Origin of the sequence: Paenibacillus sp. LHD-38, from assembly GCF_031157315.1 — a bacterium.
Lineage (GTDB): Bacteria > Bacillota > Bacilli > Paenibacillales > Paenibacillaceae > Pristimantibacillus.
The window spans coordinates 34,810-52,289 of record NZ_JAVIFU010000007.1; the positions used below are offsets into that span (position 1 = coordinate 34,810).

12 protein-coding genes and 2 pseudogenes are annotated in these 17,480 nt (G+C 51.0%); 13 read left to right on the forward strand and 1 reads right to left on the reverse strand.

Translation table 11 applies throughout. The annotated features are described in order from the left end of the window. The first annotated feature begins 1 nt into the window (after window position 1). The 9 genes from hutI (at window position 2) to RCO25_RS07960 (ending at window position 12,348) form a co-directional block, all read left to right on the forward strand. Window positions 2–1,276, forward strand: coding sequence for an imidazolonepropionase (hutI, locus tag RCO25_RS07920; protein ID WP_308995601.1), 1,275 nt, complete (start codon window positions 2–4; stop codon window positions 1,274–1,276). Continuing rightward, window positions 1,273–2,541 (forward strand): Zn-dependent hydrolase, encoded by a 1,269-nt coding sequence (locus tag RCO25_RS07925; RefSeq protein WP_308995602.1) that lies wholly within the window; start codon window positions 1,273–1,275, stop codon window positions 2,539–2,541. The genes hutI and RCO25_RS07925 overlap by 4 nt, the downstream gene beginning before the upstream one ends. Window position 2,542: 1 nt before the next feature. Beyond that, entirely contained in the window at window positions 2,543–3,868 is a 1,326-nt protein-coding gene (locus tag RCO25_RS07930) for an amidohydrolase family protein (protein ID WP_308995603.1), read from the forward strand. Between the two features lie 75 nt (window positions 3,869–3,943). Next, window positions 3,944–4,231: a hypothetical protein gene (locus RCO25_RS07935; protein WP_308995604.1), complete on the forward strand. Its 288-nt coding sequence runs from the start codon at window positions 3,944–3,946 to the stop codon at window positions 4,229–4,231. Window positions 4,232–4,247: 16 nt separating this feature from the next. After that, complete coding sequence (gene sigK, locus RCO25_RS07940; protein ID WP_374992083.1) at window positions 4,248–4,820, forward strand: RNA polymerase sporulation sigma factor SigK; 573 nt, start codon at window positions 4,248–4,250, stop codon at window positions 4,818–4,820. A 418-nt stretch (window positions 4,821–5,238) separates the two neighbouring features. Then, window positions 5,239–7,899 carry a winged helix-turn-helix domain-containing protein gene (locus tag RCO25_RS07945; protein WP_308995605.1) on the forward strand — a complete coding sequence of 887 codons (2,661 nt, stop codon included), beginning with the start codon at window positions 5,239–5,241 and terminating at the stop codon, window positions 7,897–7,899. Between the two features lie 87 nt (window positions 7,900–7,986). After that, complete coding sequence (locus RCO25_RS07950; RefSeq protein ID WP_308995606.1) at window positions 7,987–9,234, forward strand: NAD(P)/FAD-dependent oxidoreductase; 1,248 nt, start codon at window positions 7,987–7,989, stop codon at window positions 9,232–9,234. Then, window positions 9,234–11,789 carry an Ig-like domain-containing protein gene (locus tag RCO25_RS07955; protein WP_308995607.1) on the forward strand — a complete coding sequence of 852 codons (2,556 nt, stop codon included), beginning with the start codon at window positions 9,234–9,236 and terminating at the stop codon, window positions 11,787–11,789. Before RCO25_RS07950 ends, RCO25_RS07955 begins: the two co-directional genes overlap by 1 nt. Further along, entirely contained in the window at window positions 11,782–12,348 is a 567-nt protein-coding gene (locus RCO25_RS07960; RefSeq protein ID WP_308995608.1) for a hypothetical protein, read from the forward strand. Before RCO25_RS07955 ends, RCO25_RS07960 begins: the two co-directional genes overlap by 8 nt. Window positions 12,349–12,793: 445 nt before the next feature. Here RCO25_RS07960 and RCO25_RS07965 read toward each other — a convergent pair. Then, window positions 12,794–12,994: pseudogene (locus tag RCO25_RS07965) on the reverse strand (MFS transporter); the annotation flags it as partial. Window positions 12,995–13,096: 102 nt separating this feature from the next. Here RCO25_RS07965 and RCO25_RS07970 point away from each other — a divergent pair. The 4 genes and pseudogenes from RCO25_RS07970 to RCO25_RS07985 form a co-directional block, all read left to right on the forward strand. Further along, a pseudogene (locus RCO25_RS07970) lies at window positions 13,097–13,318 on the forward strand (TetR-like C-terminal domain-containing protein); the annotation flags it as partial. 521 nt (window positions 13,319–13,839) lie between these two features. Beyond that, entirely contained in the window at window positions 13,840–15,390 is a 1,551-nt protein-coding gene (locus RCO25_RS07975) for a response regulator transcription factor (RefSeq protein ID WP_308995609.1), read from the forward strand. Between the two features lie 217 nt (window positions 15,391–15,607). Then, entirely contained in the window at window positions 15,608–16,570 is a 963-nt protein-coding gene (locus RCO25_RS07980; protein ID WP_308995610.1) for an ABC transporter permease, read from the forward strand. A 13-nt stretch (window positions 16,571–16,583) separates the two neighbouring features. After that, window positions 16,584–17,453: a carbohydrate ABC transporter permease gene (locus RCO25_RS07985; RefSeq protein ID WP_308995611.1), complete on the forward strand. Its 870-nt coding sequence runs from the start codon at window positions 16,584–16,586 to the stop codon at window positions 17,451–17,453. The last annotated feature ends 27 nt before the right edge of the window (window positions 17,454–17,480 follow it).

Genomic DNA, 17,480 nt, shown 5'->3' on the forward strand with positions numbered 1-17,480 from the left:
TATGCTGTATATCAAGAACGCGGCGCAAGTCGCCACCATAAGCGGGGGCAGCCATGCGCCGAAGACAGGAATAGAGATGGAGAGGCTGAACATCATCGAGAACGGCGGTGTCGTTGTGGATGGTGAACGCATTGTCTTCGTTGGAGCCGACCAAGAGGCTGTGGAGTATGTCTCGCGCCATGGAGGCGAAGACGTCAACGTTATTTTGGCTGAAGGAAAGACCGTCACCCCGGGTCTGATCGACCCGCATACGCATGTGGTGTTCGCCGGGTCGCGGGAGCATGAGCTGACACTTCGCCTCCGCGGCGCCACCTATATGGAAATCCTGCAAGCAGGCGGCGGTATTCTGAATTCTACGAACAAAACCCGCGCCGCATCGGAAGCGCAGTTAATCGGGGAGACTCGGAAGCGGCTTGACCGTTTCCTTGCCCACGGCGTCACAACGATCGAGGCGAAGAGCGGCTACGGGCTGCGGCTTGCGGATGAATTGAAACAGCTGCGGGCGGCCCGTTTTCTTCATGACGAGCATCCCGTCGATCTCGTCTCGACCTTCATGGGAGCCCATGCGGTTCCTCCTGAGTACAAGTCGGATCCGGATGCCTTCGTTACAATCTTGACGGAGGAAATGATACCTGCTGTCGCCAAAGAAGGGCTGGCTGAGTACTGTGACGTCTTCTGCGAGGAGGGCGTGTTCACTCCCAAGCAATCGAGGACAATTCTGGAAGCCGGCCTGAAATGGGGGCTGAAGCCGAAAATTCATGCCGACGAAATCGTCCCTTACGGGGGAGCTGAGCTGGCTGCCGAGATCGGAGCCGTATCGGCCGAGCATCTGCTGCGGGCGTCGGACGCCGGCATTCGGGCAATGGCAGAGAAAGGCGTCATTGCGGTGCTTCTACCCGGCACGGCCTTCTTCCTCATGACGAAGCCGGCCGATGCGCGGAAAATGATCGAAGCGGGCGTGCCGGTCGCCTTGTCGACCGACCGGAATCCGGGCTCCAGTCCGACGGAGTCGCTTCTTTTTATGATGAACCTGGCTTGCTTAACGATGCGGATGACGCCTGCCGAAGCGCTGACCGCCTGTACGATCAATGCGGCTCATGCGATCGGACGCGCGGACCGGATCGGCAGCATCGAGGCCGGGAAGCAGGCGGATTTGGTTATTTTCGATGCCCCGAATATCGAGTATATGCAGTACCATTATGCCGTTAATTTAACGGAGACGGTTATCAAGAATGGCATTCCTGTCATTGTAAATGGCCAAAGGAACTACGCATGAAGCGGCTGGCGATTAATGCAGCTAGATTGGAGAAAGCCATTCATGAACTCGGCCGAATCGGCGTGAATGAGCAGGGCGGCTTGGACCGGACGACGTTTACGCCTGCGGAGTTAGCAGCCCGGGACTGGGTAAAAGCGAGAGCGGCGGACCTCGGCTTGGACGTTCGCGTCGACGAAGCGGCCAATATTTGGGCTGTCCGGCGCAGCAAGCACAACGCGCTTCCGGCTATAGTATTCGGTTCCCACGTCGATACAGTGCCGAACGGAGGCAAGTACGACGGAGCGCTCGGTGTCTTGTTAGCTTTGGAGGTTATGCTTGTGCTGAATGAACAGGGCATTCGGACCCGGCATCCACTCGAACTTGTTTCCTTTAGCGCGGAAGAACCGAATCCGTTCGGTTTATCGACATTCGGCAGCCGGTCGGTTGCCGGCAAGCTGACAAGGCAGGACTTGGAAGGCGTCCGGGACGACACCGGAAGGCTGCTGAATGATGCGCTGCGTCAAGCGGGCGGGGATCCGGAGCTTTACGAGCAGGCGCGACGAAAGCCGGAAGAACTCGCTGCTTTTCTAGAAGTGCACATCGAACAGGGGAAGAGACTGCTGAATCGAGGCATTCCGGTCGGCATTGTAACGGCGATCACGGGAATTTATCGTGAGGAAGTGACGGTAATTGGCGTGCCGAATCATGCGGGAACGACACTTATGCAGGATCGGACCGACGCGTTATTGGGGGCGGCCGAAGCGATGCTCGCGCTGGAGCGGGTATGCCTTACGCATCCATCCGATGAAACTGTAGGGACGGTCGGGAAGATCTCGAACGAACCGAATGCGGCCAATATTATTCCCGGCAAGGTGCATTTTCACATGGAGATCCGCGGGAAAACGAGAGCCGACATCCAGGAAGCGATCGAGAAATGGGAAGTGCATGCGGCTCTTATTTGCTCCAGAAGAGGGGTTCGAATCGAGCGTCGTCTGCTGCTGGACCAGCAACCGGTTGCTATGGATCCGCTCGTTGCCGGGACTTGCGCTTTGCAGTCGGAGAAGCTCGGATATTTGCATGCACCGCTTGGCAGTATGGCCGGACATGACGCGGCGCATATGGCGTCGCTCACCCATTCGGGGATGCTCTTCGTCCCCAGCCTGGACGGAAAAAGCCATTGTCCGGAGGAGGAGAGCCGGATCGAAGATATCGAGAAGGCGGGCAACGTTCTTCTTCATGCCATTTTGGCGCTGGATGAGAAATTGGATGTGTTTAAGGAGGGTTAGCGTGAGCAAACGGAAGCTGTATGCAGCGGAATATGTCTATGCAAACGGAGCGTTTCAGAAAGATTTTGCAATCGTGGTGGAGAACGGCGTCATCGCGGAGGTTGGACCTTCGCTAAAGGTATCCGCTGCGTTTCCTGATGCCGAGCTTGTCCGCTGGGAAGGGAAAGCGATCGTGCCGGGCACGGTCAATGCGCATAATCATTCTTTTCAAAGCTTGCTGCGCGGCATCGCCATCGATAAATCGTTTATGGAATGGAGGGATCAAGCGTTGTACCGGTACACTCCGCTTCTTGATGAAGAAGCGGTCTATGCGGGAGCGCTGCTGGCTTTCGGGGAAATGATCAGGTATGGCGTCACGACCGTCAGCGACTTTTTCTATGTTCATAACGGCGGCACGGCCTATGACGAGGCGGTCATTCGAGCCGCGAAGGACGTAGGCATCCGGCTTGTTTTTGCCCGGACGATGTACGATTGGAGCGGCGCTCCCGCGGCGTACAGGGAGACAGTGGAAGAAGCCGTGGAACGGACTCGTTCTCTTGCTGTCAAATACCAGGGTGACCCGATGGTCACGGTCCATCCGGCGCCACACAGCCCGCACGCGGCTTCGCCGGAAATGATTAAGGCCGGACATCGGCTTGCGATCGAGCTGGATACCCCTTTCCATATCCATGTCGCGGAAGAAATGTTTGAGGTCGAGGAGACATTAAGGTATTACGGTCTTAGGCCGCTTCATTATTTGGACTCATTAGGCGTATTGGATGAACGGATGATCGCCATTCATTTGGTATGGTTGGACGATTCGGAAGTCGAGCTGATTGGCAGCCGTGGCGGCTCGCTGGCTTATTGTCCCTCCAGCAATATGTTTCTCGCAGACGGCGTCACCCGAATCCCTGACCTCTTGAAATCAGGCGTAAAAGTTTCCTTGGGAACGGACGGGGGCTGCAGCAACAACCGGATCAGCGTATTTGAAGAAATGCGGATGTGCGCTTTGCTGCAAAAGGTTTCCCGGTTGGATGGGACCTGCATCACCGCGAATGACGTGTTCCGGATGGGAACTGCGAGCGGCGCCGAAATGTTAAGACTGCAGACCGGTACGATCGAGGCCGGCAAAGCGGCGGACTTCACCGCGGTGAACATTCACGATTTGTCGTTGGCGCCAAAACGCGAATTGTTCGCAAATGTTGTATATGCCATGCAGCCGACCGCGATTGCCCATGTCGTCATCGACGGCAAACTCGTCTTCAGCAAAGGCGGATTATTAACCGTAGCCGAGCAAGAAATTAGTTCGCGGGTGAATCGGTTATTCGAGAAGTGGGGCGGCGCATGAATGACCTAATCGGATAGGCGGCGTGTATGATCCGTCAGCTAGTTCTTAGCTGTTGTACTGAGAATGCAAATTATTATGGAGGAGAAAGACTCAGAAAAGCTCACTATAAAAAAGTTTTTAGTGTTTAACGGAAATGACCTGTTACCAACTGGTGATATATCTTTTGACTATGATGTAGGTGACATCGTTGGGAGTGGTGGTAAGGTTGCCGACATGAAGCGGCTGCCTTCTCCTCGCTCTTTGAGAGGCACAACATTAAAGGACGAATTTGAGACGAACTCTGTCTCCAACCATCGGAACCGGTCCGATTATATCCTAATGGGAGTTGTAGAAACCCTGGTAGGACAAGGTCTCGGCAGATAATATCGGATTACCGAGGATAGCTGTTCCATCACTGGCAGAGATAAGGCCTAGTTTGGTTTTTACATCGGGTTGTGTCCACAACGTCAAAAAATTCGACAATACTGGGGAGGATCTCGAGGACCTGATCTCGATCGGAATGATCGGATTAATCAAGGCAATCGAGAACTTCCAAACCAGGAAAGGCACGAAGCTCGCGACGTTCGCGGCTCGTAGTATCGAGAATGAAATACTTATGCATCTGCGGTCTTTGAAGAAGACGCGGAAGGACGTGTCTCTTCATTATCCGATTGGCACGGACAAGGAAGGCGACGAAATTACGTTGATCGATATCCTCGGCACGGAGGCTGATGATATCGTGGAAAAGGTGCAGTTGAAGATTGAGAAATCGAAGATCTATAAAAACCTCGATATACTCGATGACCGCGAGAAGGAAGTTGTTATTGGCCGCTTTGGTTTAGAGCATGGCGGGGATGAGCGGACGCAGCGGGAGATTGCGAAGGAGCTTGGGATCTCGCGGAGTTATGTGTCGCGGATTGAGAAGAGGGCGCTCATGAAGCTTTATCATGAGTTTTATAAGGCGAAGAGGTAACATTGTGGGAAGACAAGATCTCATTACTGGCAGCGATGAGGTCAGGGGTTCGATCCCCTAGGCTACACCTTAAAGAAAACATTGAAGTCTACGATTAATTTCGTGGACTTTCTTATTTTGATGGATTGTCTAGGGGAGATGAACATTTATGGGTAAACAAAATTTGCATTGTCCCATAATGTAACACTAATTAAATAGAGTTACAGCCAAGCCGAGTGATATTCAGGATCTTCTCCTGACTGACGCTCGGCTTTTTCTCGCTCTTTGTCCCGATAAACATATTTTATGTTCCATTAAATCCGAATCCACTATCATGAAAGGAAATTTTGTGTGAATCATCTGTTTAAGAGGGAGGAATATGATAGCCTTTCCGTGAATACAACATAAAATGGAAAAAATGAGAAAAGGAAGAATGAATATGACGGATTACAATAAAGCGGCAGAGCCTTATCAGGTGGAAGGGCTGCTGAAAACGAAGCTCTATTTGCCCGATAGTTCCCCATCTCACATAACGCGGAGCAGGCTGAATCAACAGCTCGAACGTTCACTGGACGCTCGTCTCACAACGGTTGTCGCGCCGCCCGGATTCGGCAAGTCGACGCTTGTAAGCGGTTGGATTCGGCAAGCAGGGCTGAAAAGCGGCTGGGTGTCCCTTGATGCCAGGGAGAATGATCCACTGCGATTTTGGCGTTATTTGCGAGGCTCGGTCGAGCAAGCGCTCCATGTAAATCTTTATGCGGAAGCCGGCCTTGGCGGGTTCGAATCCGCCGAGAGGCTATCGGCACAGCTGCTGCATACCTTGATCGAATTATCGCATCAAGGCGAGCCTTTGATGCTTGTCCTCGATGATTATCATGTGATTGCAACGGAATCTATACACGAAGCGCTCTATGACTGGCTGGGCAAATTGCCTTCGACGATTCACCTTACGCTAATCAGCCGGCATGAAATCCCGATTCCGTTAGGGGCCTTGCGGGCCAATGGAAGGCTGAATGAGCTCAGCTTGTCCGATCTGCGTTTCACTGATGTAGAAATTGATTCTTATTGGCACAAACAGACCGGAGCTCCTCCGGATGGCAAGACCCTTCGTCATCTCGTTCGCAATACGGAAGGATGGGCTGCTATGCTGCAGTTATCAGCGTTATCCTATTCTGCCGGACAATTCAATGACGTTATCAAGCCGCTGACCGGACGCAATCGGCATGTGGCTGATTATTTGATGGAAGAGGTATACAGTCATATGGCTGAAGAAACCAAGCGCTTCATGTTCCAGACCTCGATTCTTGATCGATTATGCCCTTCTTTGTGCAGCGCGGTTATGAATGAGTCCGATGCAGGAGGTAGAATTCAAGAGCTCGTACGCCGGGGATTGTTCCTGATTCCGCTTGATGATGAACGAGAGTGGTATCGGTATCATCATCTGTTTGCGGATTTTCTGCGCGTCAAGCTCCAGGACGAAGAACAAGCAGAGACCGCCATGTTGCATGGCCGAGCGGCTAAATGGTACGAACGCCACGGCTTCCTGGAGGAAGCCATTGAGCATGCGCTATTCGCTGGAGACGAGCGCAGGGCGGCAACATGGATGCAGCAGCATGCCCATAACTGGTTGAAGGTCAGAGAGACGGTGATGCTTCGCCGCTGGCTCGAGCGATTGTCTGTGCATACCGTGAACGAAACAGGCAACCTGCTGCTCTTGCTCTGGATTGATCTGATGGATGGACAGACAGGATTGGCCGATGTGCTGCTCCGCAAGCTGAATACAGCGCTTGAGAGTATGAAAGTCGAGCCGCAGGCCTCGGGATTCTTCCGTATGCGGGAAGAGGTCCGGATTATTGAGAATTTTCATTCCGTCATGAGCGGAAACTTCGATCGTGCGCTTGCGCTTATTCAAGAGTACGGTGAGAGAGAGGACTTGCCTGATCCTGAGACACCGCTGCTGCTTAGCCTGGGACTTGAGCTTAATGAGGGAACGATTCCGTTTATTCGCGGGACCTTCGGCTTTAACGGCCGGATTGATAATGCCGAGAGCTATCACCGCGCATACGGAGAATTTATCGAGAAGAACGGTCTGCATGAGAGTGCTTATACTTCCTACCAGCAGACCGCAATGGCAGAGGTTTGTTATTTGCGCAACAAGCTGTCCCTCGCGCGAAGCTATGCGGAAGAAGGACTCCGGTTAGGCAGGAAATTCGGTACGATCGGCTCTTACGTACCGGCAGTACTCCTATTATCGAATATTCTAATCGCGGAACGGCGAATTCACGCATCGTTAGAGGTCATGGAGGAGGCGATGAGGCATATGCGGCACCATCATCAGCATACGTCAGCCTGGTACAGCAAGCTTGCGGCAAGCACGGTACTGCGTCAGCTTCAATTAGGGAATCCGTTGACTGCGCGCGAATGGGCGGATGAGCGCAAACGGATGGCTGCGGAACGGACAACCTCAAGGAGTGTCTTGTTTCCTAACGATGAAGATTTCATCTATATCCAGATCTTAATGGGGATAGGGGAATGGGAAGAGGCCTGCGAGAGAGCGCTTGATGCACTGACTATCGCAGAGACACGGGGGAATCAATTAAGCGAGCTCCAGGCGCTCCTCCTGCTTAGTGAGATCTATGCGAACAGGAATAATTCTGTCGAGAGCGGACGCCTGCTGCTTACAGCGGTACGGGTTGGATGTCAGCAGGGATGCATCCGGCCATTCCTGGATGCGGGACCTGCTGTTATGGAGCGTCTGGGCAAATACGAGTCGGCTTCTTCCCACTCCTCTGTGTGGTCCGAACAAGAGCTGGTCTTTATCCAAATGTTGGGCCATCATTCGGAAAATGCTGTTGCGGGGGATGTCCAGGCAGTTGCATTGTCCTCCAGAGGCTCCATGGATGCCCTGACTGCAAGAGAAAGGGAGGTATTGATCCTTATGGCGCAAGGGTTATCGAATAAAGCCATTGCAGCCGAGCTTGTCCTGACGGAAGGAACCGTGAAGCTTCATCTCCATCGGGTGTATAGCAAGCTGCAGGCGCAGGGCCGGGTACAGGCTATTCGAATTGCGGAGAACAGCGGACTGCTAGGAAAGTTATAACCTTCTTCTATATCTTTCGATAGACGCTGCCCGGCCTCATGCAGAGGTAAGATGGGGGCATAACGAAAGAGAGGAGGAGAAATAACGGTGAGAACGGACTACGATGTCATTATTGTCGGGGCTCGAATAGCAGGCGCAACGCTTGCCTATGAGCTGGGGCGAGCCGGTTATGAGGTGCTGCTCGTCGATAAAGGGCGTTTTCCCAGTGACGTGCTGTCCACCCATAATTTATTCAATAATTCGCTGGCGATGTTGAGAGAGATGGGCGTATTGGATAGGCTGCTCGCAACGGGAACACCCACTTATAAGCGGGCCTATGTACAGTTCGAGGATGCAATCATTGAAGGGATATTTCCCGAGGTGAATGGAGAATCCGAATGCCTGTGCATTCGCCGGATCTATCTGGACCGCATTTTATTCGAACACGCCTGTTCGCTGGAACATGTCCATACTCTGCAACATTTTCGGGTGACCGGTCTGCTGCGCGAAGAAGAGGTTGTTACGGGAGTCGAGGGGGTACAATCCGGCGGAGAAGCCGTGCAATATACAGCCAAGCTTGTTGTTGGAGCGGATGGCAGACGGTCAACGATACGCTCATTGGCAGGAAGCAAATGTCTGACGTCAATGCCAACCGACTTTGCTTCTTATGTGGGTTACTTCAAAGGTTTTCGCCAAGAACATGAGCCTTGTTCGGAATTTTATAAGCGCGGGGAATTTATCGCGATCGTGTTCCCGACCAGTGATCAGCTTCATGTTGTCGGACTCATGTATCCGTTGACTAACACGGACTTGATCAGCCGAATGAAACCGAACGCGGAGACGGGCTTTCGGGAAGCTATTCAATCCGGCTTCGGAGAAACATCATTTACCTTGAGGCTTCAGGAAGCGGAAGCGGCTGGTCCGATTCGCGGTCTGCTGGGCTATGACAACGATTGGCATGAAGCAATGGGCAAAGGGTGGGCCTTGATTGGCGATGCTCTGTCTTTCAAGGATCCTGCGTTCGGGCAGGGCATGCATGATGCCATGTATAGCGCCAGGCTGCTGAAGGAGGTACTTGGCCGGCATGGATTGGAGAACTTCCAGTGGGAGAAGATGGCGGCGCATTATGAAAGCGAGCTGACTAACAAGTTTCAGCCTCTGTTTCGATTAGCCTGCGAGATGACTCGCAATGTGCCGTATACACCGGAGCAAATAGCGGTCAATCACCTCATTGCCGTTCATCCGCAGGCAACAAGCGCCTTTCTCGGCATGTATAATCATGCGAACGAGCCTGGGAAGCTGGGGAGGTTAATCGGTGAAATTCTATCTAATTCAATTATTCAGGAGGAAATCTAATGTCCAAAGAACCGATGATTAAGCTTCAGCCGGGGGGCCAAGCGCCTATATTAAGCTACAATGTTCCGGAAGGGACTACTTATAGCGGCAGAAATTTTATTGATTTGCAGTTTTCAGAGAGCTATTTCAAGCCCAGCACCGCTGGGGCAGCATCGCTTGTTGTTGAGCCTGCACTTGATCAAAACGGCGCGTATTCGCAACATGACTTGAAAACGCTTGGAATTGATGCAGCGGAAGTCGAACGGATGGAGCTCCAGGGCAAGAAGCTTAACCTTTATCGTTCCTTATCCGGAAACTTGACCTATAACTTTCTCGATAACGAGGTGAATAAGGAAAATCCTTTAGTATCCAGTACTTCCGGACTTCGTCCGCTTGCGGGCGGCGATCCAATCGTTGCGATGAGGCCAATCGAAGATCCGGACCCGGAACCAGACCCGGATCCAATCCCAATCGACTTGTCGGTGGAAATCACATCGCCGGCTGCGGGCGCTACGATCAATGGTCCATTTACCGGTGCGTCCTTTAATATCACGGGCACAGCTGTCGTATCCTCCGGCGGCGGAACGATCAAGAAAGTTGAGGTGCAGGTTGGGAACGGGGCCTTCCAGACGGCTGCTGTAACCGGCGGAACCTGGACGCTTGCGAACGTCGTAGTGACTACAGCGGGAGCACTCAAGCTTGCAGCCAGGGCGACACATAGCGGTGGAACCACAAGCTTGCGGCAGATCAATGTGAATGTGGCCCTCGCACCGCAGCCGGACACACAATTGCCTACTGTTCAGATTGTATCTCCTGCAGCCGGCCAAATGCTCCCCGGTACAGGAAGCACCGTCTCGTTCAAGGTAGAAGGAACGGCATCGGATAATAAGCTGCTCACCAAAGTGGAGTTATCCGTCGATGGTCAAGCGCTTATGTTGACAGAGACAGGCAATGGATGGGCGAATTGGTCCAAAACCATTACGCTCGCTGCTGGCACACATACACTCGTTGCCAAAGCTACCGACGGCAATAACAATACGAATAATCACAGCTTGACGGTCAGCGTGGATACGACAGCTCCCAGAATCACCATTTCCAAGCCGCTTGGCAATACCGAAATAACAGGCAGCGAGCTCCAGGGTGCAATGATCGAGGTTACCGGAACCGCACAAGACGAGAATGGCATTCGGAAGGTCGAGCTTTCCTTGGGCTTAAGCCCAGTATTGATAGAAGCTCAACCCAAGGCGCCGGGAGACTGGTCAGAATGGAAGGGGTTTCTATTAGTCAAGGAACCTGGACTTCAGACTATTCATGCTATAACAACCGATAAGGCCGGCAATACGGCGGCGACAACAGTGGCCGTAAGGGTTGTCATCATGCCGGAAGTCGTCTCCAGACTGAAGCGCCTTATTATTGTTGAGCAGTACCGGCTCTCTTCTTATCTTGGCAATTATGGAGCGGGCCGGACGCTAAAAACGTTCTCGCTACTGCCAGGGGAAAAGTCCAAGATCAGCGTGCGAAGCTACACCCAGAGCGAGACAACATCCAAGAGTGCCTCCAGTGTAGTGGATTCATTCACGGATGAGAGCGCGATTGATCTGGAGAAATCGATGGCTAACGAACAATCCAATAGAAAAGGTTACGAAGAAAGCTTCAAATACAAGGTGAGTGCAGAGGCCAAGGCGAGTTGGGGCTTCGGAAGCGCTTCAATCAACGGAGAAGTAAGCGGAGGCACGAATGGCGCAAGGGAGGAATTTGCGAAAAATATGTCGAATGCCGTTCAGAAGCATGTGGCGAAAGCATCATCCAACCGTGACATGCAGGTTAACACAAGCTATGAGACAAAGACATCTTCCTCTGAAGAAACGGCTATCGTTAGAGAGATTGAGAATATCAATGTCGGCCGGACACTTAACTTCGTGTTCCGCCAAATGAATCAGGAGTTTATTACGCTCCTTCATCTGACTGATATCCGAATTGGATTTTTCAGCGTAGATATGGTTAATGGGAAGGAAGTGCCCGCCTATCGTGAAGTGACGCTGCCTCAGCTTGACGCTCTGCTGAACGACACGATTGTACCTGATAAACGGGCGGTTGTCCGCAAGTCGATTCTGCATCAGCTGGTTAATGTGTTCGATTATAAGGATCGGCATCATACCTTTGTTGAGGATATCGTTATGAAGGATACGGAAGGAAAAGATATCCCCTATTCCAACTATTTGCGCGTGAAAAAGGACTATACGTCAACCTACAAGGATGAAGCATCAGGGACGGAAATACAGGTGGCGGGCATCATAACAGCGGCGAATAAGCATGTGCTTCGCACGGAAGGAATGATTGTGGAGGCGCTGCTTGGACAGGGGAATGCGCTTGACGAATATTCGGAGAACTTGCAAAAAGAAACAATTCGCGCCAAAAAGCTGGAAAACGATCTGTTGCGGGAGCGCCAGCAGCGGGAGGACCATGCACAGCAAATCTTGAATAATCGTGACAGTGCGACTGCAGCTATTTATGCGAAGCTGTTCTACCCGCCGGTAAGCAAGGAAGAGACTGCAGAGGTTAAATCCGATGAGTGATCTCGTCCCAAAAGCACTGGGAAAGAGCAGCAGTGTAGCTGCAACTACGCCTTTGGCCAATAGTGACAAGGTGACGGGCACTTCGGCAGCAAGCGTTCCTGCTGCACAGCCAGCCAAGCCTGTATTAAAGCTTCATGACAAAGTGCCGAATAAAAGCGAGTCGGATGCAGTGGGCGTCATTACAGCTAAGGTGGTTCGGGGCACGCCGGAGTTCTCGGCACTTGTAAAGAACACGAATGTGGACATTGTGTTTAAGGACGAAGAAGCTACAGAAGCGGATAAGATGATGACTCCCCGCATGGAGGAGAAGCTGAACGAGCTCGCTGCGCTGGTCAAGGCGGAGTGGCCTGGTAAGAAGGTCCGGGTGACGGAATGCTGGGATGAAAGCAATGAGCATAGTGAGACCAGCACGCATTATGAGGGCCGTGGAGTCGACATCACCATCAGCGACTTGGATGGAGGCAAGCTTGGGAGGCTTGGGCAGCTCGCGGTTGATGCCGGATTCGATTGGGTGTTCTATGAGGACAACAAGCATATCCACGCCTCAGTTAAGAAGTAGTGTTGCGTGGGAATAAGGGGAAATGCTGCCGTTAGCCATGATCGGCAGCATTCTCCTTTTATTTACATTCCAGTACTTTTTGGTGCTAGATGAAGAATCAATGGAGGGGATTTTTTTTTCGAGCACTTGAAGGCGAGAACAAACAACTGAAGTAGGGGTGCCCCTAAAGCCTATGGCTTTTGGGGCACCCTCTTTTTTCCGCTATTTCCTTAACACACAAAATCCCATCTCTCACTGGCAGCGATGAGGTCAGGGGTTCGATCCCCCTAGGGGCGACGGCCCCCGGACTCCGTGCGGACGGAACGAATGCGTAGGAAGGCGTCTGCATCTATCGGTAAAAGTCCTCGTCGAGTAAGCTTTGTAGCTATTCAATCAAAGATTGGGGTATCTCAAGATGGATAAGCGAGCTTATCTCGCACAAACAAAACGAAGCAGTGAAACGAACTTAACGTCCTCGCGTTTTCGAACCAGTAACTGTCTTGTTTGTTCTTTTCTCGGTGAAAAAATAAACCAGTGCTAAGAGCGGCAAGATGGTTCCAATGAGAGATGTGAGCTTCCAGCCCCCATGGGTATAAGACCAACCGCCCAAGGATGATCCGATGGCTCCGCCTACAAATAATATAGACATGAATAGTCCGTTTAGGCGATGGACACGGAATGTATAACAAAGGGGGATATAAATGCAGGGGAAAAGAGGACGTCCGCGCAATATTGAAACGCAAAACTCGATCCTTTCCGCTTCCTATGATTTAGGACCCGATATATACAGCCTCGCCGGTTGGAGGTTCATGGAATTATGGAACAGGGGGTTCGGCGCGGAGAGCTGAAGAAGAATCTCGATATCGCATTATGCACAGATCTCATTTACGGGCCGATTTTCTACCGTTTATTAGTTACGGGGGATATGCTTGACGATAACTATGTAAGGCATTTGGTAACCCAGGTCTTTGAAGGAATCCGCTCGACTTAAAGCCGCATTTCGAACGACTTACGCCGGTCCATAATAGAAGGTAATTTGCGGTTATAGTTTCATTGCAATAAGCACATAACTAATTAGAATCCAATGTAAAGGAGAATCCATTATGAGCGATCAAAACAAACCTAACAGTCAACATGCCGCACCAAAATCAAGCGATCCGAAAAAACAGGGAAGATCTGCAGCACAGAAAAAATCGAAATAAAATATGAGTTGTAATTTGGTACTGAACGTCGGATTATTTGGTTAATGCTTTGCTTTTGATCCAAGAACGGTCCGGGTCGTTCTGAAATTCTCAGGTTCGATCCGGACCGGCAATGACATTTAATCTGCTTAAATAGTGAGCATCGGAATTGGCGGAGAAAATCAGGTGCATTTTGTGATGCTATTCGCGCCAATATTTCGGAGTAAGTACAACCTGATTGGATATTTATCTGTATTCACACTTAGAAACTTGAAAAATAGCACTCATATCTAGTATAAATGATGTATGACAGGAAAACTGGAGTGAAACCATGTATAAGGTGCTCTTGGTGGATGACGAATTTATTATACTAGACGGTATTGCCTCGGTCGTAGACTGGGAAGCGTGCGGCACGCAATTGATCGGAACGGCGCAAAACGGCGTGGAAGCATTCGAAAAAGTGAAGCGCGATCCGCCCGATATTATTATTAGCGACATACGCATGCCGGGGATGGACGGACTGCAGCTCGTAGCAGCGGTACGGGAGCTTTATCCGGATATATCGTTTATATTACTTACGGGCTTTTCCGAATTCGATTATGCGAAGACCGCAATGCATCACGGAGTCAATCACTATTTGCTGAAGCCGTGCAGCGAAGAGGCGCTTATGGAAGCGCTGTCGGAAGTCGTGCAGCGAAGGCGGGAGAAGGACGACAACGACCATTTCGTGCAATCGATCAAGTACGGCCTTGAACGCGTGCTGCCGCATGCGAAGGAGCAATTTCTGAAAGAGCTCGTCACGAACAAAACGTACGGCGTCATGGAATGGCAATATTTTGGCCGGTTGTTCGGGCTTCAGTTTCAAACCCAGCGCGTCCGGCTGCTGCTTGCGGAAATTGAGGGTGAGCACGAGTACGAGCATTTGTTTGCGGTCAAAAACATTGCCGAGGACGTGTTTCAAAATCCGATCCTAAGCTCGACGGTCGGAAGCCATGTGCTGCTATTGATGGAGGACGAGCTCAGCGAGGAGCAATTGTTCGAAAAAATCGACGCGATCCGCTCCACGTTTATGAAGTATTACCGTTTGGATCTGACGGCCGCGCTGAGCGAGCCCGGCGAGCTCGCGCATGTGAGGCGGCTGTACACGCATACGATTGCTTGCTTGAATCACCGGTTCTATCTTGGGGAGGGCAGCTTAATTACGGAGCGCGATATTTCTGTTCCGGAGGAAGCAGAGAAGCGGGACTTCGAATACGACCCGGAGCGGCTGGCAATGCCGATCAAGGCGGGCCACTGGGCGGACACGGAGCTTGAGCTGAAACGCATGTTCCAAGAGCTGTCCGAGCTTAGATATGAGATCGAGGAAACGAAATCGTATCTTATTCAAATTTTTATGGAAATTATTCGTATATGCTCACCCGCACAGATGAAAGGTTATATGGACAAGCTGCCGGGTCTGATCGCGGGCAGCACTCTGCAGTCGTTCCAGCTGTTTGTCATGACGATCGCCCGCGAAATTACACTGGACCGTTATGAGCGCAACCGCCGCAAGCAGTCGCAAATGGTGCAAAGCGTTATGCAGATCGTGCAGGAACGATACAGCGACGAAACGTTGACGCTGCAGACGATCGCCGCCGAAATTTACATGAATCCCGATTACATAGGCAAAATGTTCAAAAAGGAAACCGGCGAAAAGTTTACGAATTACGTTATGAACATTCGGATCGAGAAGGCGCTGGAGCATATCGAGCGCGGCGGCGACTTTACGTTCGGGTCGCTGGCGGAAGCGTCCGGCTTCGGTGATAACTATTCGTATTTCAGCAAAATATTCAAAAAATATACCGGCTTTTCTCCTTCCGAATACCGGAAATCGCCTTCATAAATGATTCGAATAGACACACCCTGCATCCGTATTTAGACGGAATGCGGGGTGTTTTTTGTTTGGCTTACGAACCCATGTCGGATTTTTTTCATCGGATTTTTAGCAACGGTTTTGAACAAAAAGGCATCGGAAATGAACATGGGCATCGTAAGTCGAAGACGGTATATTAGTAAGCGTAATCATTAATTAATTAACACGAAGGATGGAGGTTTACCCGATGGAACTGGAACAAGAGCTGGCTGCCAAGAGCGCAAAGGCGAAGTCAAGCACATTATCCTTCATCAAAAAGGAACTTATTCGGAATAAATATGTGTACCTCATGTTGATTCCGGTTGTCGCCTACTATTTGATTTTCAGCTATGCACCGATGTACGGCCTCCTGATGGCGTTTCAAAAGTCTTACAGTCCGATTAAAGGCATCATGGAAGGCAAATGGATCGGCTTCGACAACTTTACGATGTTTTTCGAAAGCTATTACTTTTGGCGGATTATTAAAAATACGCTCATCCTCAGCTTTTATAGTATTGTGTTCGGCTTTCCGGCCCCCATCGTACTAGCGCTGCTGCTTAACGAGGTTAGATTGAAATGGTTCAAGAGCACGGTGCAGACGGTCAGCTATATGCCGCACTTCATATCGGTCGTTGTCGTAGTCGGTATGTTGAAAACGTTCTCAGCTCTTGACGGAGGCTTGTTCAACGTCATTCGCAGCTTCTTCGATCTTCAGCCGATCATGTTTCTGGCAGAGGCGGATATGTTCAGGCCAATGTACATCTTATCGAACATCTGGCAGGGAGCGGGCTGGGCGTCGATCATCTTCCTGGCGGCGCTGAGCGGCATCGATCCGCAGCTGTACGAAGCGGCGAAGATGGACGGAGCGGGGCGCTGGAAGCAATTGATGCACATTACGCTTCCGGGTATATTGCCGACCATTGTCGTCATGCTGATTCTTCGTCTTGGCGCGGTTATGAATTCCGATTTTCAAAAAATATTGCTTATGCAAACAGCGCCTACTTATGAGACATCCGACGTGATATCCACCTTCGTCTATCGGTCAGGCATCCTGGAAGGCAATTACACATACTCGACGGCTATCGGACTCATTAACGGTGTCATTAACTTCTCGCTGCTTTTGCTCGCGAACCACATTAGCCGCAAGGTGAATTCCACAAGTCTCTGGTAAATAGGAGGAGCCAATGAAACGCTCAACAGGCGAATATATTTTCGATACAGTCAACTTGCTGCTGCTATGTCTCGTCATAGCGGTGTGCTTCTACCCAATGCTGTACGTGCTTAACTCATCGGTCAGCGATCCGGATCAAATGCTTCGATCGCGTTCGCTTATGCTGCTGCCGGAAGGCTTCCAGCTTGAAGCTTACAAATTTGTGTTCAATTATCCGAAGATCTACACGGGATATCTTAATACGCTCATATACGTTGTGGCGGGAACGGCGATCAACCTGCTCATGACCTCGCTCGCCGCTTACGGGCTTTCCCGTATGGATTTGATGGGCAGAAAGACGCTCATGAAAATGATTACGTTCACGATGTTTTTCGGCGGGGGCATGATCCCGACATTTCTGCTCGTGCAAAATCTCGGCCTTGTCGACACGAGATGGGCGATTCTTATTCCAGGCGCAATCAGCACCTTCTACTTCCTTATTATGAAGACGAGCTTTGAGTCGATTCCGATCAGCCTGATCGAATCGGCCAAGCTGGACGGCGCCAACGATTTCCTTATTTTGTTCCGTATCGTGCTTCCGCTGTCCAAATCGATTCTTGCGGTTATGATGCTTTATTACGCGGTTGATCATTGGAACGACTATGTTGGCCCGATGCTTTATCTACGAAGTCAAGAGCTATACCCGATCCAGATCGTGATGCGCGATATTCTAATTAGCAGCAGCACAGAAGCAATGGGAGCGGGAGCGGACACTGGCTTTGCGATCGGGGAAAACATCAAGTACGCGACGATCATTATTTCGACGCTGCCGATTATGATCGTTTACCCGTTCATCCAACGATTTTTTGTTCAAGGCGCTTTAATCGGTGCCGTGAAACAATAAATAATTAAACCTATCTTGGAGGCGATT

Bases quoted from the DNA above. Each gene is read 5' to 3' on its own strand.
- RCO25_RS07935 (WP_308995604.1), top strand. From the start codon at position 3,944: ATGGAGGAGAAAGACTCAGAAAAGCTCACTATAAAAAAGTTTTTAGTG.
- RCO25_RS07945 (WP_308995605.1), top strand. From the start codon at position 5,239: ATGACGGATTACAATAAAGCGGCAGAGCCTTATCAGGTGGAAGGGCTG.
- RCO25_RS07955 (WP_308995607.1), top strand. From the start codon at position 9,234: ATGTCCAAAGAACCGATGATTAAGCTTCAGCCGGGGGGCCAAGCGCCT.
- RCO25_RS07925 (WP_308995602.1), top strand. From the start codon at position 1,273: ATGAAGCGGCTGGCGATTAATGCAGCTAGATTGGAGAAAGCCATTCAT.
- RCO25_RS07980 (WP_308995610.1), top strand. From the start codon at position 15,608: ATGGAACTGGAACAAGAGCTGGCTGCCAAGAGCGCAAAGGCGAAGTCA.
- RCO25_RS07975 (WP_308995609.1), top strand. From the start codon at position 13,840: ATGTATAAGGTGCTCTTGGTGGATGACGAATTTATTATACTAGACGGT.
- RCO25_RS07960 (WP_308995608.1), top strand. From the start codon at position 11,782: ATGAGTGATCTCGTCCCAAAAGCACTGGGAAAGAGCAGCAGTGTAGCT.
- RCO25_RS07985 (WP_308995611.1), top strand. From the start codon at position 16,584: ATGAAACGCTCAACAGGCGAATATATTTTCGATACAGTCAACTTGCTG.
- hutI (WP_308995601.1), top strand. From the start codon at position 2: ATGCTGTATATCAAGAACGCGGCGCAAGTCGCCACCATAAGCGGGGGC.